This window comes from Lutispora thermophila DSM 19022, from assembly GCF_900142105.1.
Lineage (GTDB): Bacteria > Bacillota > Clostridia > Lutisporales > Lutisporaceae > Lutispora > Lutispora thermophila.
In genome coordinates this window covers 1-20,481 of the sequence record NZ_FQZS01000004.1, presented here as the reverse complement: position 1 = coordinate 20,481, position 20,481 = coordinate 1, and the positions used below count along the sequence as shown (strand labels likewise).

The window sequence follows — 20,481 nt, the reverse complement described above, 5'->3', positions numbered from 1 at the left end:
CTCATGCAAGCCTACAAAACAATGGAATTGTCCTTGGGCTTTATTGCGACGCTCACATAATATATTTTACAATAATTCATTCTATTTTTACAACAATAAAGATTTCCATTGGAAACCTTTATTGTATGTCTGTGGAAAAATAACCCTATGGTAACTTTTTCTTCCCTTTTATTCATTTTTACTTAATCACATTAGGTTCTACCTGATTGCGCCCCTTATCGGGATGATTCAAGCTAAACAAAGCAGGTCCTTCTATTATGCTTCCGTCATAACTGAATCTTGAGCCATGACATGGGCAATCCCAGGACTTCTCTGCATCATTCCACTTCAATTCACAGCCCATATGGGTGCATGTCAAATCCACCAGATAGAGCTTTCCATCCTGATCCTTGTAAGCGCCCGTTCTATTTCCCTTATATTCCACAACCTTTCCCTCTCCATTTTTGATATCCAGTTCATCAACCGGATTCTCCAATTTCCCTGATATGAGCTGTACAGCTACATCTGCATTTTGAACTATGAAGTTTCCTGCTGCTTTGGCTGTTGTTCCTCTTTGAGGGCTGTATATTTCCTGCCATGGATTCTTGCCTTTGGTTATCAAATCCCTGATGATTATGGCTGCTGCAGTAGCATTGGTCATTCCCCATTTTCTAAAGCCTGTGGCGATATATATGTTAGGTGTATCAGCTGTAAGCTTGCCTACATAGGGTATTTCATCAAGGGTATAGTAATCCTGGGTAGACCAATGATATAGTTCTTCTTTAACTTTAAATATCTGATTCACCATATTTCTAAGCTTTTCATAATGGGTGGCATTTTCTTCCCCATGACCCGTCTTATGATTTTCTCCTCCGAAAATGAGTATTCTCCCTCCTTCATGGGGATGGCTTCTTAAAGTCATACCTGGAGTCTCCACATTTATATACATGCCCTCCGGAGGTGTTTCCTCAATCCTAAATGCTAATAGATATGATCTTTCCGGATACATTCTTGCAAAATACATGCCTTTGCCGTCATAAAAAGGATAGTGGGTAGCAATGACCACATAGGGAGCCCTTATCTTCTTCCCGTCTATGGTCTTCACGGCGCATATTTCTCCCTCTTCTATGTCTACAGCTCTAGTGCCTTCAAATATATGTGAACCGTCGCCTGGTATCTGTTTTGCCATGGCCAGTGTATATTTTACCGGATGAAACTGTGCCTGACCGTCAAACCTCAATGCTGCCAATACCGGAAAGGGAAGAGGGGTTGTAAGCACTAACTCAGAAGGTATGCCGAGGCTTTCTGCTGCTTTTGCCTCATTTTCTATCTTTTCTACACAATTTCTGTCCTGGGTAAACACATAAGCTGGCTGAACTTCAAAATCACATTCTATATTGTTGCTTTTTATCATATCTTCCATAAATCTTATAGCATGCTGGTTAGCATCTGCATACTGCTGAGCCAGCTCTTTGCCAAAAGTTTTTATGGTTTTGTCATATATGAGCGTATGCTGGGATGTTATCTTTGCAGTAGTATGCCCTGTAGCACCTTTAGCAATTCTACCGGCTTCTATAATTGCTACCTTCAATCCTTCCTTTTTTAGAAAATAGGCAGTTGTTATCCCTGCCAGTCCACCTCCCACCACGGCAACATCAACTTCAATGTCCTTTGTCAGCCTGGAATAATTTGTATCTTCCGTTGTCCCCAACCAATAGGGGATGGTGTCTCTTTCTCTTTTCATAAAAAAATCTCCCCTTACTCTATAATCATTTTTATAGTTTACAGTAAGAAGAGATTTATACCATTATTTCAATTTTAGTCCATGAATATATCCATTTCTTGTGGCTATGACTACATAATCATTATATATGGAAGGAGAAGCTTCAATATAAGAATCTACAGTAGTTTTTCCTAATATTTCTCCCTTTTCTCCATCAAGTATACATACTGTACCGTTTCTCAAAGCTTGGAATATATATCCATTACCTTCACTGTCATATATGTCTACCGGCGATGACCAGGCATAGGTAGGCATTTTCCATCTCCAAAGTTCTTCCCCCGTTGATTTGTTCAATGCAACCATTATACCTCTGTCTTTAATTTCTGTTCTGGATAGTGTGAAAATGACCATGTGGTCCATATGGCCTTTACCTACAACATTTGTAGCAAGGGCTCCCCCGTTGGAGGTTCCTACTGAATAGGCATTGTATTGCTTTTCCCAGAGAATTTTGCCTGTTTTTCCCTCTATCTTTAAGATTCTTGTTATTCCCTGGCTTCCCTGCTTGTCCACTTCACAGGCAGTATATATTACAGGTTCTCCGTTTTCTATATCCAAAGTAACAGTAGCATCCGTATCATCAATATTATCCACTGTCCATATTTCGTTCAAATCCGTATCTATGCATTTTACCAATCCACCGTTATCTACGAAAAATATGAGATTTTGCCAGGAAGCAGGAGAATTTTCAATACCATAGGTACTTTGTTCCGGATCGGTGCTGTTATCAACTCTTTCATATTTGAACTTTTGAATTTCAGGATTTATGGTCAATAACTTTTCTTCAGGTATAAAAGTAGTATTTAACTTCAGCTTGTAAAAAAGTCCATTCTCGCCTCCTACATACAAAGCGTCTTCACTTCTGCTAAACAATGCGGAAGAATCGAAATTAGGCCATCGTCTTGGTGCATCCTCATCCTCTCCGTCCTGTAAAAACAGCATTTTCTGATCGATGAGGTTATATAACCTGAATCCGAAATCCGGATTTTCCTTTATTCCTTGCCCTACATATAAAAGTGGATAACCTCTTGAGTCCACAGATACACTGCCCTTTATGGGACTGCCTGTATCTATGGGTTCTCTGGTCTGTTCTCCCGTTTCAAGATCGATAAAATAAACCTTGCCGTTTAAGGAACCTATGATAACCTCCACGAAATTATCATCTTCTTTAAACTTATCCTTAATATTCATTATTTTTCTTACTTCCGGACTCCACTTCACCAATGCAGGCTGACCGGTCCAACCGGAACCACCTCCCCATAGACCCTTGGGTTCTGCCTTCACATTCCATATCTTTTCTATGGTATATTGTTCCAGGTCAACTGTGCCAAAAGCAGGTGCAGTTCTAAAATTATTTCCTCTGAAGGTTAACACTCCAGGAATTTCTGTATATGATAAAGTAAAGGGATATATTATTTCTTCCATTTCAGGTTCCGTTGTGATAGGCTTGTCCTCCGGCTCTACAGTTGCTTCCTCTTCATGATTGCTCATACCTAAAGTGGGCGTAATGCCAAAGCCGGGAATAAGTTTAAACAGCAATATTCCGGCAATGAACACTATAATAAGCAGTTTAAATTTTTTCATAACTTTTTCCTTTCTTTATATATTTAATGCATGCTCAAATCATGTTTCAACATTATTATACATATTTATTACATTTATTGAAAATAGTATAATTTAAAATATTCCATATATATTTTCAATCGTAATCAAATTAGGACATTATTATTGCTTTTATCTTGGACATGGTTTATAATTATTACAAATGTGTTACAATTGTCAAACCTCATACAGGGAGGCGTTGTTTTGAAAAAGTTAGTTCTCGCTACTGCGTTGTTCGTCTTTTGCTTAGGCACCAATAGTTATGCGGATTTGGGGGACATGACCCTGAAGCCGGGCATGACCCATAAAGATATAGCTGAACTTCAACAAAAATTGGACATATTAGGATACTTTGATTACTATGAATATACTAATTACTACGGAGATAAGACGGAAGCTGCCGTTAGAAAGTTTCAGGAAGAATACGGGCTTAAAGTTGACGGAATAGCAGGAAAGCAAACAATAAGTTATATTAAAGCCAAGGTGAAGCAAATTCAGTTAGCTAAGGAAAAGGAAGAAGCCGAAAAGCAATTGGCTGCATCTATACAACAGAATTTGAAGAGTCTTGGTCTCTATACCGGAGACATTACTTCCGTAATAGATGAAGCTACCAAGGAAGCCATAAAGGCTTTTCAGGAAAAAGAAGGCCTTGATGTCACCGGTGAAGCAGACGACAATACCATTGCAAGACTAAACGAGTTGTTTCCCAAGCCTGTTGAAGAAGAAAAGAGCACAAGTTTAGTAAGCAGCCGTGCTTTTGTGGATTTCACCAGAAAATATCTTGGAAAACCTTACGTTTATGGTGCCTCTACAGGAAAAGCTTTTGACTGTTCTGGATTCACCACTTATGTTATGAAAAATTACGGTATAAAGCTGGAGAGAACTGCAAGTCAGCAGTTTAAAAAAGGCACACCTGTAGCTAAAGAAGATTTAAAACCGGGAGATTTGGTTTTCTTCTCCGCAAATGGCAAAACCATAGGACATGTTGGAATATACATAGGAGATCACAAATTCATCCACGCCAGTTCCTCTAAAAAGCAAGTTGTGATCAGTGATTTACGAACATATGGAGACAAGTATCAAGGTGCCCGAAGATATATAGAACTTAATTATGAAGAAGAACTTGAGGGGGAAAAGAAGAAATGACGGTGTTTACACCGTCATTTCTTCTTTATATATTCGTCTTCCCCAGTATCTCTTTTTCCTGCTCTTCCATGAACTGGTTGGTATATAACTTATAATAATAGCCTTTTTCTCTCATGAGTTTAGCATGATTCCCATCTTCTATAATCTTTCCATCGCTAATAACAAGTATTCTGTCTGCAGACCTTATGGTAGAAAGCCTGTGGGCTATTATGAAACTGGTTCTGCCCTTTAATACTTTTTGAATCGCATCCTGAATTATCTTCTCAGTCTCAGTATCTACAGAAGAAGTAGCTTCATCCAGCACAAATATTCTAGGATCTGCAAGAATGGCTCTTGCAAAGGATATTAGCTGCTTTTCCCCTGTAGAAAGCCTGCTGCCTCCTTCTCCTACTTCCGTATCATAGCCGTTTTCCAGCTTCATTATGAAATCATGGGCATTTACCATCTTTGCAGCATTTATAATATCTTCATTAGAAGCATCAAGCCTACCATATCTTATATTGTCCTTTACTGTACCGCTGAATAAATGAGGTGTCTGAAGCACATAACCCAGATTTGATTGAAGCCAGGCCTGGGATCTTTCTTTATAATTCACGCCATCTATAAGAATTTCCCCACTCACAGGTTCATAAAATCTACACAATAAATTAACTATAGTACTCTTTCCTGATCCCGTCTCTCCAACCAATGCTATGCTCTGACCTGCCTTCACATCCAGATTAAAATTTTCCAGAACCTTTTCTCCATCTTTATATGAAAAGCTCACATTCTTAAATGTTATATTTCCTTTAATTTCAGGCCAGTTTTCCTTCTTAGGCTGAAATACATCCCCATACTTCTCCAGAACTTCAGGAGTGTCCGTTATCTCAGGCTTTGTATCTATAAGGGACATTATCCTCTCGGCAGAGGCCTGAGCAGACTGGAACTCGCTGAATATCCTTGCCAAATCCCTCACAGGCTCGAAAAATTGTATGGTATATGATATGAAAAGAACAAGGGTTCCGTAGCTGATGCTCTCCAGCATAACAGCCTTGCCTCCGTACCACATGGCTAAACCTGTTCCTATGCTGCCCAGTGTAACAACAAGAGGCAGATATACCGCTGAATATATTGCAGCCTTGACCGAAGAATTAAACATATCCAAAGTCAGTTCCTTAAACTCCATAAGGTTTTCTTTTTCCCTGACCAGCGTCTTGGTGGTCTTGGCACCCATTATACCTTCATTGAAGGCTCCAGTAATTCTGGAGTTTATTTTTCTCACCTTTCTGTGGGCCTTTAATATCTTCTGCTGGAAATAGACGCTCACTATAGCCAATAAAGGCACAACTGAAAGGCTTATAAGCGCCAGCTTAACGTTTATCGTAAGCATGACTACCGCGATGCCCACCATCATGGTGAAGCCCCATACCATATCAACCAGACCCCATGCTATAGTATCCCCTATCCTTTGTACATCTGAAGTCATTCTTGCCATCATCCATCCAACAGGTGTCCTATCATAATAGGAGAAAGATAGCTGCTGAAGATTGTCAAAGCCTTCACGCCTTATATCATAAACTACACCGGTTTCAATGCTTCCTGCATTTAGAGCCAAAAGCTTTACATTTGTAGCCTGAGCCAAAACTAATAAACCATAAACTGCTGCAAATATCCATAATCCTTGAAAGCTGCCCTTCAAAACGAAATTATCAATGGCATATCTGGTCATAAGGGGAAAAATTACATCAATGCCCCCTACTGCCACCATGACCATAGTAAGCCTTATTAGATTCTTTTTATATGGTATGACATATTTAAAGAGCCTACGCCAAAGATTTAAATCTATTTTTTTGCTATATTCCTGTTCCTGAAATGTTGTCATACGTTCACCTCCCGTTTATTACATTCAAGCTGTCAGAATATCCTCTTTGGTGTTCTGTATCTCCCATATCCTTCTGTATAGTCCGGGTTTGTTCACCAGGGTTTCATGCTTACCCATTTCTGTGATTCTGCCTTCTTCCATTACCAATATCAAATCCGCCTCAGAAAGGGTATTGATTCTATGAGATATGATAAAGGTGGTTACATCCTTTTTCCTTTCCTTCAGAGCCTTTCTGATGGCTGCGTCTGTTTCAGTATCAACGGCACTTAAGGAATCATCAAATATGAGTATAGGACAATCCTTAATGAGAGCTCTAGCTATGGCTACCCTCTGCTTCTGTCCTCCTGACAATGTTACTCCTCTCTCTCCTACCAAGGTGTCATATCCTTTTTCGAAACTTGTTATGACGTCATGAATATGAGCTATCCTGGCAGATTGATAAATCCTATCCTCATCTACTCCTTCTTTAGCCATTTTGAGGTTTTCCTTAATGGTCTTTGAGTATAGAAATGGTTCCTGAAGCACTATTCCGATCTTTTCTCTGAGCCATTTCTTATCAATATTCCTAAGTTCCACACCGTCTATCTTTATGGAACCGCTTTCATAATCATATAGTCTGTGCAGCAAATGCATCAAAGTTGATTTTCCCGAGCCTGTAGGCCCCAATATGGCAACAGTCTGACCTTTCTTAACTTTAAAGGTTATATCGTGAAGAACTTCCTTGCCGTTTTCATATTTAAAATTCACATGGCTGAATTCAATATTTCCTTGTATATCAGGTTTAAGTCCTTCTTCTTCATCTTCATCCAACTGCTCATCCAATATTTCCTTTATCCTTCCTAACGCAACAGAGGTTTTGCCCATATCCGTCAAGATTCTGCCCATTTGTCTAACAGGCCATAGAAGCATGCCCTCATAGGTTGTAAATACCACAAGAGTTCCTAGGGTCATATGACCGGATACAGTCCAGTATACTCCCAACACCACAACAATGCCCGTCTGAAGCATAGATAGGAAATCAGAAAAAGACCAGTACCATGCCAGTAGAGAAATCAAATGGGTTACTTTTCCTCTAAAGTCCCTATTTATCTCATCAAATTTTTCCCTTTCATACTGCTGTCTAGCAAAGGCTCTCACTACACGTACCCCCGTAAGGTTTTCCTGGAGTACAGTGGTGAGCTTTCCTTCCGACTCATCACATTCCAAAAATGAATCCTTTACCTTCATATAATAAAGGGTGGAAAAGAGGAAAATACCAGGTATGAGTGCCATGGAGACCACTGTCATCCTCACATCTAAAGAGAACATTATGGAAATGGCCATTATCAGCATAAATATTGCTCTTCCCACTTCCACCAGCTGCATGGACAGAAATCTCCTTACCGTATCAACATCAGAAGTGCATCTCTGTATAAGATCTCCGGTTTCAGCCTTAACATAATAGTCATATGTCACATTCTGCAACTTATCATAGAGCATATCCTTCATATTCTGGGCTATGGATTCAGATGCCACTGCGGACCATTTTCCTTTAAAATAAGTAAATATTCCGTTTATCAATGATAATAATACTACAGCAATACTGCACAACCAGATTTTTTGTCTTAATGTTTCCGCACCTCCTATGCTGTCGATAATATTGATGACCCATAAAGGTACGTTTGCCGCGTTGCCTCCAATCACGGTATCAATGGTATATCTGATAACTAAAGGTGATAAGAAAGAAAATATGGTGGCAATTCCTATGCTTATTATAGATGCCAAATATAACAATCTATTACCCTTCATGAAGTCCCACAATAATCTAAAATTCTTCAAGCTATCTCCCCACTTTCAATAGTAGTCTTAGTCAAATTTTCCTGAGGAACTCTACGGTTCCTTTCCATGGATGCAATACATCCTGACCACCTCTCAAACTTGGCTTTGAAATTGGTACAAAAAAGCCACAGTTTTGGATAACTGTGGCTTTAAAAAAGTAATGTTCCAATAATATAAAAAGCCACAGGTATGCACAAACCTATGGCCCATTGACATGCGTACAATTCAGGTTCTAAATCCCAATACCGCTTAAGGCTAAAGGTCGTGCAAAAAATACTAATCTATCGACTATAATATCTCTAAATCTAAAGACTATTCTTATCATTATCACGACCTCCTTCCTTAATACTATCCATAATCAATTATATTCCTGATATGAAAATTAGGCAATAGTAACATTACATTGTAATGAAACTGTAATAATATGCCACATGTCTATATAGCTATGCTCTTTCCTTCTTCAGATGATACTTTTCCAGCCTTCTTGCTCAAGAATAAACTGCCAATAATAGTGACCAACGGACAAACATAGCACAATACTCCGTAAGGAGCATAACTGATGGCAGATATACCTGTTATTCCATATATGATCAAAGCATTTACATTCCAAAACATAAGAGGTGCCACTATGGTGCCTGTATCAGATATGGTTCTGGCTAGAATGCTTCTGTCTAATCCCTTTTCATCAAATCTTGAAGCTGAAAACTTGGCCGGCACTAATATGCCAACTGTCTGGTCACAAGTAACAACATTCAATAAAGTGCTCAATGCTCCTGTTTTTGCTATTAAAGCAGGTACCTTGTCATCTTTTTTATAAAACATATTCGTTATTGGCTTCATCATATCAGCCTCTTCAAATAGACTGCTTAAAGAAACTCCACCCATCACTATGAGCACCACTTCTATCATAGGAATGGCTCCACCTCCTGATATGAGAGAATCCAACTGGGTCATTCCGGTGTTGGCTTTGTAACCCCAAAGGATAGATTTCAGCACTATCCAGAAATTTAGCTTTTGCAAAACCATGGTTATAATAGAAGCAGCAAAAACGCTCAAACTCATATTGTAAACTATCTTTATGCCACTAAAAGCTAAAACCACTACAAAAACAGGAAAGAGCAATAAAAAAGGTGAAACCTCAAAACCTTGCTTTATAAAATTCTGATATTGTTGAATTGTGTAGAAATCTGCTTCACCGCCATAGGAATTGCCTAAAATATAATATATGGCTGCAGATATAATAATGGCAGGTATCAATGTTTTCAAGGATGTTTCGACATATTTCTTATAACTGGTACCGGTCATTTGTATGGTAAGATTGGTCAGAGAAGATATAGGCGCTATCTTATCTGCAATAAAAGAACCGGAAACTATGGCCCCTAATAACACAGGAACAGGAATCATAAGACCTTTTCCAATACCCAAAATTGCAATACCTATGGTACTCAGTGTTCCACAAGCGGTTCCCATTACATAGGATATAACTGCCGTTGAAAGGAATGCTGCCAGGACAAAATTAATCCCCTTCATATATCCAAAGCCATAAAAAATAAGGCTGGGAACAATACCTGAGGACAGCCAAACAGATATAGTGGCTCCCATAAGCAATATAATGGCAAATAATTCCTTGCATTCCCAAATACCTCTCCAGGCTACCATTAAAAGTTTCTTCAACTCATAGCCTTTCCTAACCAAATAAGCCAATGTCATAATATTTGCGACTGCAAAAGCAAATAATAACATCCATAACACCTCAAGTTAATTAATACTGTATATAATTATACTACAATAAAACTGCAATACATATAAGTGAAAAATTGCATAAAAATTAATTTAACCTATTGACTTTAATTGGCATATCTGTTAACATTTAAATTGAGACGAATGTCGAAATTTGTATAATTAGGGAAGGAGGGATATTGTGAAATCTACTGGTATTGTCAGGAAAGTTGACGAATTAGGCAGAATTGTAATACCAAAGGAATTGAGAACAACACTTAATATAGAAGAAAAGGATTCCTTAGAAATATATGTAGATGGAGAACATATAATTTTAAAGAAATATGAACCTGCTTGCATTTTCTGTGCAAATGCAAAGGATGTTCAGGTTTATAAAGGTAAAAACATCTGCCCTGCTTGTATGGAAGAATTAAGAAATTCAAAGTAATTTCTTAATAAGCTTCAATAGAATACTAAGCAATGACAAGCTCTTTTCCTTTATTTCTGAAAAGATTAATTGATGTTAAGTACATAGATTTTTATATTCTATGCACAATTAATTCTTTAATTTTCAATATATTTTAAAAGGTTAGGGTAGACCCTAACCTTTTAAAATATATGTTCCTTTATTCCAGCTTATTCAAATCATCAATAAGCTTGTCTGCATCAAAACCATGTACCATTGCAGCCTGTTCAACAGACTCTCCTGTTGCACCGGGGCAACCTAAACAATGCATGCCATAGGACATGAATACTTCTGCAGTTTTAGGATTGGCTCTTAGTATTTCACCGACTGTCATGTCTTTAGTAAATGCCATAGTAATCCCTCCTCATTTAAATTATATTTTATATATCATCAAATATCAATGCCAATGTTATAAACTTCCTTTTTACTGATACCTCTTTCCTTTGCCACTAAGGATATGGCTTCTTTTTTCGACAAGCCTTTTTCCATATGCATTATTATGTGATCCTTTATGCTCATATCTTTCCAGAAGACCTCTTCCTCTTCTCGCATATTTCCCAAGCCCTTGCCCTCAATTATCAGCACAAACTCACCCTTTATGCTTCTGTCAGAAAATTCCTTTATTGCTCCCTCCAAGTCGGTTCTGAGGGTTTCTTCGAATTTCTTGGTCATTTCTCTTGAGATGCTTATATAAGGATTTCCCATATGATCCTTCAGGTCCTTTAGAGTAGTTAATAGCCTGTGAGGTGCTTCATATAATATGATGGTTCTTTCTTCTTTGGATAATCTATTAAGCCTCTCTTTTCTCTCCTTGCCCTTAACCGGCAAAAATCCCTCAAAAGCAAAGCGGGAAGTGGATAATCCTGATATGGCCAATGCTGTCAAAGATGCAGAAGGTCCGGGAATAGGAACTACTTGGATTCCCCTTTCTATACATAGTCTCACCAGGTCTTCCCCAGGGTCTGACACACAGGGCATTCCCGCATCGGAAACCAAAGCAATGGACTTTCCCTCCATAATGAGTCTGATTATTTCTTCACCCTTAGCTTTTTTATTATGCTCATGGTAACTTATCATGGGTTTCTTTATATCATAGTGATTTAACAACTTTGCGGTCTGTCGGGTATCCTCCGCCGCTATGATATCCACTTCTTTAAGGATTCTTATAGCTCTCAGAGTAATATCCTCCAGATTTCCTATAGGAGTTGCCACCAAATATAGACAGGAAGTCATCATTTAATCCTCCCATAAATATCATGTATTTCTTGTGTGTATTCTCCTTTATCGTCATATATATAAAGAGGCTCCATGAATTTAAGTTCAGGTTTGCCGCCTTTCATACCTTCTATTAACAGCAAATGAGGCTTCTTACCTATGGCTGAATGAACAAATCGTATCCTTTTAGGTTCTATTTTTCTCATTCTCATGTAAAATATGATATCCACCAGCCTATCTGCTCTATGCACCATAAACAGCTTCCCTCCAGGCATCAAAACCTCATAGGCCGAATCCAATACATCCTCCAGGCTGCAATTGACTTCAAATCTGGATATAGCTTGTTTTTCTGAAGGATTCACAATGCCACAACCTAACTTCATATACGGAGGATTGGTAACAACCGCATTGAATACTCCCTTTCCCAGCTTTTTTGGTGCATCCTTCAAATCCATATTTAATACGGTTATATAATTTTCCAGCTTATTATATCCTACACTTCGGCTAGCCATTTCAGCCATATCTTCTTGAATTTCCACAGCAACTATGGACTTCGGATTTTTCTTAGCATAGAGGAGTATGGATATTATGCCTGTCCCGGTGCCCATTTCCAGAACATTATCAGTCCTCTTCAAGGCCGCAAAATCAGATAAAAGCACCGCATCCACACCAAACCGGAATCCATCTTTCTTTTGTATTATATAGTATCCATTCTGCAAATCATCTAATGTTTCATCAGATCTCACCAGATCTTCCAAGCCGTAACCTCCTTAATATCAAGTCTCTAGTCGCCAGCCACTAACCTCCAGCGTATTGAAATTTGATAATGTAATTTTCTCATGCAAATATAAATTAAAAGAAATGCTTCCATTGGAAGCATGAATAACAGGGAAGCCTCTAGTTCTATTTAAGTTTTACCCTACATCATTATAAGAAAGGGCTTACACATAAATCATTCAACAATTAAAGAAGCCTTTCTTGAAATGCTTTTGCGGAAAGTATAAATTAAAATTTATACTTTCCTAGCATTATAAAAAAAAGACCCTAAGGTCTTTTTTTTATTTTATTATCGATTAGTCCTGTACTGGAGCATCAACGGGGCAAACATTTGCACATGCTCCGCATTCAATGCACTCATCAGGATTTATAACGTATTTGTCTTCGCCTGCGCTTATGCAGCTAACTGGGCACTCTGCCTCGCAAGCTCCACAACTGATGCAAGCATCTGTTATTTTATATGCCATTACTGGACACCTCCTTAAAATCTCTTCATCCATTTTACCACTAAAATTTGCTATTGAAAACCCTATAAATTACTAAAATCATAATAAAAATATCATTATCCTTCCAGGTTCTCCAATTCTTCTAAATCTTCTGCTTCAATCTCAGGTTCTATATCTTTTCCTGGAACAATTTCCTTAACATCATACATGGAAAATTCTTTTATGGTTTTTATGTTGTTATCCGGAGAATCCATTTTTACCTTGACTCTTTCATATAAGACACTTGATTCAATTACTTCTCCGGTACCTTCAGCAGTTTCAACCAAAGCTCCTACTTTAGGCAAGACCTTTCTCACTTCCTCATATACTTCCTGCTCATATTTCAGACAACACATGAGCCTTCCGCAAATACCTGATATTTTGGTAGGATTCAGAGACAAGTTCTGTTCCTTTGCCATCTTAATGGAAACCGGCTCAAACTCTCCCAAAAATGTGGCACAGCACAATGCCCTGCCACATGGTCCCAACCCAGAAAGCATTTTTGCCTCGTCCCTTACGCCTATCTGCCTTAGCTCTATCCTTGTCTTAAAAACTGCAGCCAGATCTTTTACCAACTCTCTAAAATCTACTCTGCCATCTGCGGTAAAGTAGAATATAATTTTGTTGTTATCAAAAGTATACTCTACATCGATAAGTTTCATACCCAGGTCATGATTTTTTATCTTTTCCAGACATATTTTAAAAGCCTCGTCTTCTTTTCGCTTATTCTCTTCGTATTTAAGGCAGTCTTCCGGTGTGGCAATTCTTAAGACCTTTTTAAGAGGGGCAACTATTTCTTCCTCGCTTACTTCTCTTATACCAATTACTGCATTGCCGAACTCTATACCTCTTATGGTCTCCACTATTACATTATCTCCTTTTTTTATGTCTAACCCATCAGGGTCAAAATAATATATCTTACCTGCCTTTTTAAATCGTACTCCTACTACTTTTATCATTAAATACCTCCAATATTTGTAAAAGCATACTATCTATAGAATTCTTGTAATTCACATTAAAATCCATAGAAGTAATGATATGTTTTATAGAATCAATTATTTTAAATATATCCTCTTCCTTAAAGCTGTTAACATAGCTATCCATTATATGAGAATCAATGGCTTTGCTGATTATATGTTCCGCATAATCCTCATCCATAGTCTTTAAAACTAAAATATCTCTAAAAAAGCCAAGTAGAAAACCCAATAATTTTTCTCCATCATCTTTGCTATTAAGCAAATTATCGCTGCAGTTTAAAATTTCCACTCTGCTGCCTCTTAAAATTGTGGCTAAAAATTCTTCATATAGCCTGCTTTGGGATTCTAACTCTTTATTCTTGAGCATTTCTATTGCTCTTCCTATTATACCATTGGAGTTTTGTATTGCAATCTCAACTTCTACCGGATCTGTGAATCCCAATCTGGTTAAAACAGCTTTCATATCCTCTTTGTTCAATCTATTAAAATTATATACCTGGCATCTTGATATTATTGTAGGCAGCAATGTATTATAGTTTTCGGTAAGCAAAATGAATATATTGTTGCCCTCAGGCTCTTCCAGGGTTTTTAAAAAAGCATCTTGGGATTCGGAAGTCAAACTATCTGCGTTTTCAACAATTATCACCCTATAGATGTTTTCATAGGATTTCACCGAAATATCCGATATCAGTTTTCTGATTTGCTCAATCTTAATTGAGCTTCCTGTAGGCCTAATATATATTATATCCGGATTTACCTTCGCTATTGTTTTTTTGCATGAGGAACAGAGGTTACATGGCTTATATTTTGGGTCCTTGCAATTAATGGCTCTGGCAAATATGTCAGCGACTGTTTTTTTGCCTGAGCCGGCAGGACCGTTGAATATATAAGCATTAGCAACCATGTCCCCTTCTATTGCATTTCTAAGGCTTTGGATCAAAACCTCCTGGCCTATGATATCCTGAAAGTCCATAACTATCACTGAGCTCTCCTATACTTTTTCAAAATGATCTACATCCAGAACAAAAATAGTGGCTCCTCCTACCATCACATCAATGGGATATGGTATGAAAACACTTGCTGAACCTGTAGGTGGTATTGGTGTAGTAAAGGTTTGTTTCCTGCTACGGCAAACCTCTTTTATTATGTCTATTACATCCTTTACTTTTTCAGCATCAACACCAACCATCAATGTGGTGTTTCCCTCTTTCAGGAATCCACCTGTGGAAGCTAATTTCGTAGCACTGTATTTATTTTTGACAAGTCTCTCAATAAGTTCTCCTGAATCGTCATCCTGCACAACCGCTAAAACTAATTTCATTGCCATACATAATACCTCCTTTTATTTTATTACTTTAATTTTATTGAATTTCGGGTCAGAAACACCGCTTATTTTTATACCCTCACCGATGCATTTCCTCAAATAATCAACAATATCCTTCTCAATATATTCTCCAGGCATTAGAACCGGTATCCCCGGCGGATAAGGCACTGCCATTTCAGCAGATATATGTCCTGGGCTTTTTTCTACATCTATATATTCTACCTGGCGATATAAGGCTTCATAGGGAGGTATTGAACAAACAGGAGTTGAATATGGTAACCTTATTTCATGAAGAAGTTCATCTTCAGCATTGTGCCATCTTCCCATATCCAATACAGCCCTCAAAAGCCTCATATAGGATTCTTCATCATCTGCTATAGAACTTATAGCCACTATATTTCTGGCATCGCTCATCTCTACCTGAATATTATACTTGTTTCTTAATATTTCTTCTCCTTTGACTCCGCTGATTCCTCCCCCTTTCAGGCAGATTGTTATTCTGGTAGAATCTATATCATGTATTCCATAACTGTTTATCTTGTCTTTTCCTAGACAGTAAAAGGGCGATTTAGCGTTTATCTCATTTCTTACCATATTGCTGTATTTTATGCACTCCTCAAGAATCATATGCCCATGCTTTTCCATAATATATCTGGCCACATCCAAAGAAGCAAGCATCACATGTGAAGGGCTTGTGGTTTGAACCAGTTGCAAGAAAAATTTCAGTCTGTCTATATCTATTCTTCCATCTTTCACATGCAGCATGGAACTGCCTGTCATGGAAGCAAGGGTTTTGTGAGTGCTCTGCGCTGCCATATCTGCTCCTGCTTTAATTGCTGATATGGGAAGCTCCGGATGAAATGGAAAATGGGAACCGTGAGCCTCATCAACTAAGAGCAATTTGCCTCTGTCATGTACTATTTTGGCTATAGCTTCAATATCCGAGCAGGCACCATAATATGTGGGACTGGTTATAAAAACTGCTTTAGCATCGGGATGATGATCCAAAGCTTCTGCAACAGTTGAAACTTTGATTCCCATAGGTATGCCCATATAAGGATCAATCTCTGGCATTAGATATTCAGGAACAAGCTTACCTAAGATAGTTCCGCTTACTACAGATCTATGGGCATTCCTGGGTATCAATATCTTGTCCCCAGGCTTCGTGACAGCCAGTATCATTGCATATATACCAGATGTAGTCCCATTTATAAGGAAAAATGTATAATCCGCTCCAAAAGCTTCAGCTGCACGCCTCTGAGCCTCCAAAACAGCACCTTCGGGACTGTGAAGGTTATCAACCCCTGGTACTTCTGTAGTATCCATTTCTATTAAATTTTCTAAAAGATATTCCAATCCCAATTTATTAAAAATTTTGCCTCTCTTATGTCCCGGCATATGAAAGGGCAAGGCTTCGGAATCCGCATACTCTTTTATAGATTTTAATATAGGTATATCATCGTATATCATATTTTTGCTCCTCTTAATATTAGACTCAGATAATATAGTACTAAGAGCTCAGGATTCAGAATTAAGGTCTCGGGAGTTTAACCCAAAAGGACTAGCAAAACTCACGTGTCACGAGCCAGGACCCTATAGGAATACCAAAGGCTGTGCAGCGCGAGTCAAGACCCTATTGAAATTCCCATAAAACTTTATGTCATAGCTCATAGTTCTTAGCTCTATTATACATATATCTTCCATTTGGATAAAGAATATTTAATAGATAAATTGAATATTTATCTTTTTTCGAATATAATTTGTATTAGAATAAAACTTATAACTTGGTCATTAATGTATGGATAAATATTGAAGTAGAGGTGAAATTTTTGAAAAAAGAAGTGGATGAATACACACACTATATACTGAGAACATTGGCAACACTTCTCAGACTTATTGTCTACACATTAATTTTCCTTGCGGCAGTATTTGGCTTAAAAATAATTTTCCAATATTTATCTCCATTTATAATAGCTCTTTTGATTTCTTTTTTAATTAAACCTATTTCCAAGATATTTACTTCAATGAAATTAGGAAAAGGAATTTCTGTAGCCATTTCATTGCTGCTTGTATATGGCGCTCTATTTGCATTGTTAACATTAGGTTTGAGCAAGGGCATATCGGAGTTGAATTATCTTACATCCACATTGCCTCTTTATTCAGATGCAATTTATAAATATATTACTGATTTATCCAGGCAAGCGCAAAACATATATATACAGCTTCCTCCGGAAGTTACTACCTATGCCATAGAAACAGCCAAAAGCCTATTGGATAAAATGGGGGTCTTGCTTACAAATACTGCAAAATATGCTGTTAATACTCTTTATTCATTGCCTAAGTTGGGGATATTGTTTATTATAACTTCAGTGGCATCCTTCTTCTTTGCCAAAGACTCGGATAAAATAGAAGATTTTATTTATAGACAGTTCACTCCCAACTGGAGAAGCAAACTTTCAAGCTTAAAGAAAAACCTTTTAAGCTCTTTAGTAGGTTTCTTAAAAGCCCAACTAATACTCCTCACCATGACTTTCATGGAATCCCTAATAGGTCTTAATATCATCGGAGTAAAGTATGCACTCATAATATCAATATTTGTATCTCTAGTAGATATATTGCCTGTATTGGGTACTGGAAGCGTATATGTCCCATGGGCAATTGTATCCATAATTATAGGAAAATACAGATTAGGCATTTCTCTTTTGGTGTTGTATGCAGTAATAATAGTTATAAGGTATATGGTTGAACCAAAAGTTGTAGGACAGCAACTTGGTATTCACCCCCTCATATCCCTTATATCCATGTATGTAGGTGCTAAAGTTATGGGTCCCATAGGTGTAATATTAGGTCCCACAATAGCTGTTACAATTAAAGCAACCCAGAATGTAGGGATATTGCCTAAGTTTAAGTAGCGCTGCATATGGTATTCCTTTCCCGTCATGACTATTGACACGAGTTTTTTGTATTCCTTTTGAGTCCTGAAGAACGAAGGAGATTTTTTCAGAACGGCAAAAAGCACTAAGATCTCACTAGAGGATATTAAGAATATTATTAAATTATATTATTATTAAATTATATAGCACACTAAAAAAGCATATGTATGAACGTACATGTGCTTTTTTGTATCGTATATTCTTAATAATACAGTTTACACTGCCCATCCAATTTTTAAGCATTGATATTTCAATTGCCTTATAATTGCTTTTAAAAAAATAATACTTTTTAGTGTCCTTTAGTGTTCAAAGATATTCTCAATTATTTTATCATATTTCAACGCTACAACTTCTTTGCCAGCTTTATCTATAAATCCCAATTTCCCATTTAATTTTACAATGGGTAATCAATCTCCAAAGGGATATACACGATCATATTTTACTGGTATAACTTCATTTCCCTTCTCATCTATAAAACTATCATGATTATTTATTCTTCATGACGAATATTATCGAATAATAGATTTTAAAAACTATGCTTTCATAGTCTAAGGCATCACATATAAAAATTGAGCAGGAGGTAGATGGCTATTTCACCTACTCCCTGCTCAATTCTTCTTTAAAGATACTCTTCTTAGACACTTATATATTTACTTTGTCTTAGCAATTCTTACATATGTAAGCTCATTATCTTTGTGTCCTTCTACAAAATGGAACATAATTTCATATCCCTGAATGTTATAATAAACTTCAATAGTTCCCGCATAACCCTCATAATCTGGAATGTACTTCCTATAAGCAGGTTTGCCAAGCAATCCAGTAACCTCAGTTTCTTTAGCAGAATATTTAAATCCAAATATGGAGAAGTTATCGTTCAAGATAAATCTTATTCTATCAAAATACTCTGCCCCCGGTTTTGCTGATATATAGCAATTGGGGAAAATCATATCATATTCAACAAAAGTACGATAATTACTTTCTGATTTTATAAAGTCTTTTAAATCTGCTATTTTCATGGACATCAGTTGATCAAGATTGTCTCTGGTAATTGTAATCCCATCTTTATGTATGGGCAACACTTTTACAATATCCTTCTTTGGTATGTCTTTCTCAGTTACTTTATACTTCTTATCAAGTGATGTTACATTCATGCCTGATAAAACAAATTCTTTATCATTCCATTTGTAGTTGTATGAAATTTCTATAGCTTCATTTTCGCTTATAGCCCCAAAAGACACGCTGGCTATAATTTTGATTGATTTGGGTGTTTCTGAAGTTTCATATTTAATCCTATATTCTCCTATTTCTCCTACTCCATAGACACCTTTCACTATTCTTTCAAAATCCGAAGCATTGCTTGGAGTTATAATATACTGCTTTCCTATAACTGGTGCATCTATATAAAGCGATTTCTGAGCGTTATTGACAGATATGACTGGCATAGACTTCTCTAACTCCAAACTAAGATTTCTAAGCTTTCCATTCTCATATTTTAATAAATAATTTATAGGCTGTCCGTCCCAAGTTGAATACCATATTTCCGGTGCATTATTGCCTGTTATATATACAGGCCGAAGTTCTGTATTCTCCCTGTTGCTGATTGCATCAAAACTTGCAAGCAAGTTGCCTTGATCATCAATGATTTTAATAATGTTGTTATCATCAATCAAACATGTATCAAGCTTCCCATCTCCGTTAAAATCTTTCTTGAAACTTAAATCTTCCGCATTGACAACCATTGTTAAAGCCATTGTCATTAAAAAAACTGTAAATAAGATACGCTTCAGCTTCATATTATGCCCTCCTTATTAAATTGATATAAAGTTATTCTTAAAATTAATTCTACATTGAAATAATATTTTCCTGCTTGTCCAATGATTATAAGAAATTGCAATAAAAAAGGCTTCCTTTGGAAACGTTTATAGTAATCAAGATAGCCTTTCTTGAAACCCATTATGGAAAGTTAATATTAAGGTAGAATTATACTTTTCTATGGGTTATAAGAAAAGCTTCCTTGGGAAGCCTTTTAATAACCGATGAAGCCTTTGTTGAAATGCTTTTAACGGAAAGTATAAATTAAAAATTTATACTTTCCTAACGTATAAAAAACCACGTGTGAAGCCGTGGTTCTTCAATGTTAAGGTTTGCTCTTAATTTAGTCAAAAAATAAAAATGGCTCCCCAAGTTGGACTCGAACCAACGACCCTGCGGTTAACAGCCGCATGCTCTACCGACTGAGCTATTGAGGAGTATTTGAACCCGGCGACGACCTACTCTCCCAGGACCCTTCGGTCCAAGTACCATCGGCACTGGAGAGCTTAACTTCTGTGTTCGGTATGGGAACAGGTGTGGCCTCTCCGTCATTGTCACCGGATTATTCGCTATATATATATTTTTTT

The 20,481-nt window shown here is 37.2% G+C and carries 18 protein-coding genes, 1 tRNA gene and 1 rRNA gene; 3 read left to right on the top strand and 17 right to left on the bottom strand.

Annotated elements, in window-relative coordinates:
• Positions 1-178: 178 nt before the first annotated feature.
• Positions 179-1,723, bottom strand: a complete 1,545-nt coding sequence (locus tag BUB48_RS02245; protein ID WP_073024099.1) for an FAD-dependent oxidoreductase — start codon at positions 1,721-1,723, stop codon at positions 179-181.
• Between the two features lie 63 nt (positions 1,724-1,786).
• The gene (locus BUB48_RS02240; protein WP_073024097.1) at positions 1,787-3,343 is read right to left on the bottom strand and encodes an outer membrane protein assembly factor BamB family protein; all 1,557 of its coding nucleotides are present in this window, start codon (positions 3,341-3,343) and stop codon (positions 1,787-1,789) included.
• 222 nt (positions 3,344-3,565) lie between these two features.
• Between BUB48_RS02240 and BUB48_RS02235 the strand changes: the two genes are divergently transcribed.
• A complete protein-coding gene (locus BUB48_RS02235) occupies positions 3,566-4,507 on the top strand; it encodes a C40 family peptidase (RefSeq protein WP_073024095.1) in 942 nt (313 codons plus the stop codon).
• A 25-nt stretch (positions 4,508-4,532) separates the two neighbouring features.
• Here BUB48_RS02235 and BUB48_RS02230 read toward each other — a convergent pair whose 3' ends face one another.
• The 3 genes from BUB48_RS02230 to BUB48_RS02220 all read right to left on the bottom strand — a co-directional run bounded on the left by BUB48_RS02230 (position 4,533) and on the right by BUB48_RS02220 (position 9,929).
• Complete coding sequence (locus BUB48_RS02230; RefSeq protein WP_073024093.1) at positions 4,533-6,368, bottom strand: ABC transporter ATP-binding protein; 1,836 nt, start codon at positions 6,366-6,368, stop codon at positions 4,533-4,535.
• A gap of 24 nt (positions 6,369-6,392) precedes the next feature.
• Complete coding sequence (locus BUB48_RS02225) at positions 6,393-8,186, bottom strand: ABC transporter ATP-binding protein (protein ID WP_073024091.1); 1,794 nt, start codon at positions 8,184-8,186, stop codon at positions 6,393-6,395.
• A gap of 435 nt (positions 8,187-8,621) precedes the next feature.
• Positions 8,622-9,929: a Na+/H+ antiporter NhaC family protein gene (locus BUB48_RS02220; RefSeq protein ID WP_073024078.1), complete on the bottom strand. Its 1,308-nt coding sequence runs from the start codon at positions 9,927-9,929 to the stop codon at positions 8,622-8,624.
• 178 nt (positions 9,930-10,107) lie between these two features.
• Between BUB48_RS02220 and BUB48_RS02215 the strand changes: the two genes are divergently transcribed.
• Entirely contained in the window at positions 10,108-10,353 is a 246-nt protein-coding gene (locus BUB48_RS02215; protein WP_073024076.1) for an AbrB/MazE/SpoVT family DNA-binding domain-containing protein, read from the top strand.
• Positions 10,354-10,531: 178 nt separating this feature from the next.
• Here BUB48_RS02215 and BUB48_RS02210 read toward each other — a convergent pair whose 3' ends face one another.
• From BUB48_RS02210 to BUB48_RS02175, 8 genes are all read right to left on the bottom strand, one after another.
• On the bottom strand, positions 10,532-10,723 hold the full coding sequence (locus BUB48_RS02210; protein ID WP_073024074.1) for a DUF1858 domain-containing protein: 192 nt from the start codon (positions 10,721-10,723) through the stop codon (positions 10,532-10,534).
• A gap of 38 nt (positions 10,724-10,761) precedes the next feature.
• Entirely contained in the window at positions 10,762-11,604 is an 843-nt protein-coding gene (gene rsmI, locus BUB48_RS02205; RefSeq protein ID WP_073024072.1) for a 16S rRNA (cytidine(1402)-2'-O)-methyltransferase, read from the bottom strand.
• A complete protein-coding gene (locus BUB48_RS02200) occupies positions 11,604-12,344 on the bottom strand; it encodes a tRNA1(Val) (adenine(37)-N6)-methyltransferase (protein WP_073024070.1) in 741 nt (246 codons plus the stop codon). Before BUB48_RS02200 ends, rsmI begins: the two co-directional genes overlap by 1 nt.
• Positions 12,345-12,659: 315 nt before the next feature.
• Complete coding sequence (locus BUB48_RS02195; RefSeq protein ID WP_073024067.1) at positions 12,660-12,830, bottom strand: DUF362 domain-containing protein; 171 nt, start codon at positions 12,828-12,830, stop codon at positions 12,660-12,662.
• Positions 12,831-12,925: 95 nt separating this feature from the next.
• On the bottom strand, positions 12,926-13,807 hold the full coding sequence (locus BUB48_RS02190) for a PSP1 domain-containing protein (RefSeq protein ID WP_073024065.1): 882 nt from the start codon (positions 13,805-13,807) through the stop codon (positions 12,926-12,928).
• The gene (locus BUB48_RS02185; protein ID WP_139249880.1) at positions 13,779-14,798 is read right to left on the bottom strand and encodes a DNA polymerase III subunit; all 1,020 of its coding nucleotides are present in this window, start codon (positions 14,796-14,798) and stop codon (positions 13,779-13,781) included. The genes BUB48_RS02190 and BUB48_RS02185 overlap by 29 nt, the downstream gene beginning before the upstream one ends.
• Positions 14,799-14,816: 18 nt before the next feature.
• Complete coding sequence (locus BUB48_RS02180; RefSeq protein WP_073024491.1) at positions 14,817-15,146, bottom strand: cyclic-di-AMP receptor; 330 nt, start codon at positions 15,144-15,146, stop codon at positions 14,817-14,819.
• A 21-nt stretch (positions 15,147-15,167) separates the two neighbouring features.
• A complete protein-coding gene (locus BUB48_RS02175; RefSeq protein ID WP_073024061.1) occupies positions 15,168-16,619 on the bottom strand; it encodes an aminotransferase class I/II-fold pyridoxal phosphate-dependent enzyme in 1,452 nt (483 codons plus the stop codon).
• Between the two features lie 359 nt (positions 16,620-16,978).
• On the opposite strand from BUB48_RS02175, the gene ytvI reads away from it, so the two are divergent.
• A complete protein-coding gene (gene ytvI / locus BUB48_RS02170) occupies positions 16,979-18,061 on the top strand; it encodes a sporulation integral membrane protein YtvI (RefSeq protein WP_073024059.1) in 1,083 nt (360 codons plus the stop codon).
• A 428-nt stretch (positions 18,062-18,489) separates the two neighbouring features.
• Here ytvI and BUB48_RS19015 read toward each other — a convergent pair whose 3' ends face one another.
• The 4 genes from BUB48_RS19015 to rrf form a co-directional block, all read right to left on the bottom strand.
• The gene (locus BUB48_RS19015) at positions 18,490-18,555 is read right to left on the bottom strand and encodes a WG repeat-containing protein (RefSeq protein WP_408631036.1); all 66 of its coding nucleotides are present in this window, start codon (positions 18,553-18,555) and stop codon (positions 18,490-18,492) included.
• 177 nt (positions 18,556-18,732) lie between these two features.
• Positions 18,733-19,875 (bottom strand): hypothetical protein, encoded by a 1,143-nt coding sequence (locus tag BUB48_RS02160; protein ID WP_073024057.1) that lies wholly within the window; start codon positions 19,873-19,875, stop codon positions 18,733-18,735.
• Between the two features lie 380 nt (positions 19,876-20,255).
• Positions 20,256-20,331, bottom strand: a tRNA-Asn gene (locus BUB48_RS02155).
• Between the two features lie 8 nt (positions 20,332-20,339).
• A 5S ribosomal RNA gene (rrf, locus tag BUB48_RS02150) occupies positions 20,340-20,456 on the bottom strand.
• Positions 20,457-20,481: the final 25 nt, after the last annotated feature.

Bases quoted from the DNA above. Each gene is read 5' to 3' on its own strand.
- BUB48_RS02160 (WP_073024057.1), bottom strand. From the start codon at position 19,875: ATGAAGCTGAAGCGTATCTTATTTACAGTTTTTTTAATGACAATGGCT.
- BUB48_RS02230 (WP_073024093.1), bottom strand. From the start codon at position 6,368: ATGACAACATTTCAGGAACAGGAATATAGCAAAAAAATAGATTTAAAT.
- BUB48_RS02240 (WP_073024097.1), bottom strand. From the start codon at position 3,343: ATGAAAAAATTTAAACTGCTTATTATAGTGTTCATTGCCGGAATATTG.
- BUB48_RS02245 (WP_073024099.1), bottom strand. From the start codon at position 1,723: ATGAAAAGAGAAAGAGACACCATCCCCTATTGGTTGGGGACAACGGAA.
- rsmI (WP_073024072.1), bottom strand. From the start codon at position 11,604: ATGACTTCCTGTCTATATTTGGTGGCAACTCCTATAGGAAATCTGGAG.
- BUB48_RS02190 (WP_073024065.1), bottom strand. From the start codon at position 13,807: ATGATAAAAGTAGTAGGAGTACGATTTAAAAAGGCAGGTAAGATATAT.
- BUB48_RS02210 (WP_073024074.1), bottom strand. From the start codon at position 10,723: ATGGCATTTACTAAAGACATGACAGTCGGTGAAATACTAAGAGCCAAT.
- BUB48_RS02195 (WP_073024067.1), bottom strand. From the start codon at position 12,830: ATGGCATATAAAATAACAGATGCTTGCATCAGTTGTGGAGCTTGCGAG.
- BUB48_RS02185 (WP_139249880.1), bottom strand. From the start codon at position 14,798: ATGGACTTTCAGGATATCATAGGCCAGGAGGTTTTGATCCAAAGCCTT.
- BUB48_RS02175 (WP_073024061.1), bottom strand. From the start codon at position 16,619: ATGATATACGATGATATACCTATATTAAAATCTATAAAAGAGTATGCG.
- BUB48_RS02180 (WP_073024491.1), bottom strand. From the start codon at position 15,146: ATGAAATTAGTTTTAGCGGTTGTGCAGGATGACGATTCAGGAGAACTT.
- BUB48_RS02220 (WP_073024078.1), bottom strand. From the start codon at position 9,929: ATGTTATTATTTGCTTTTGCAGTCGCAAATATTATGACATTGGCTTAT.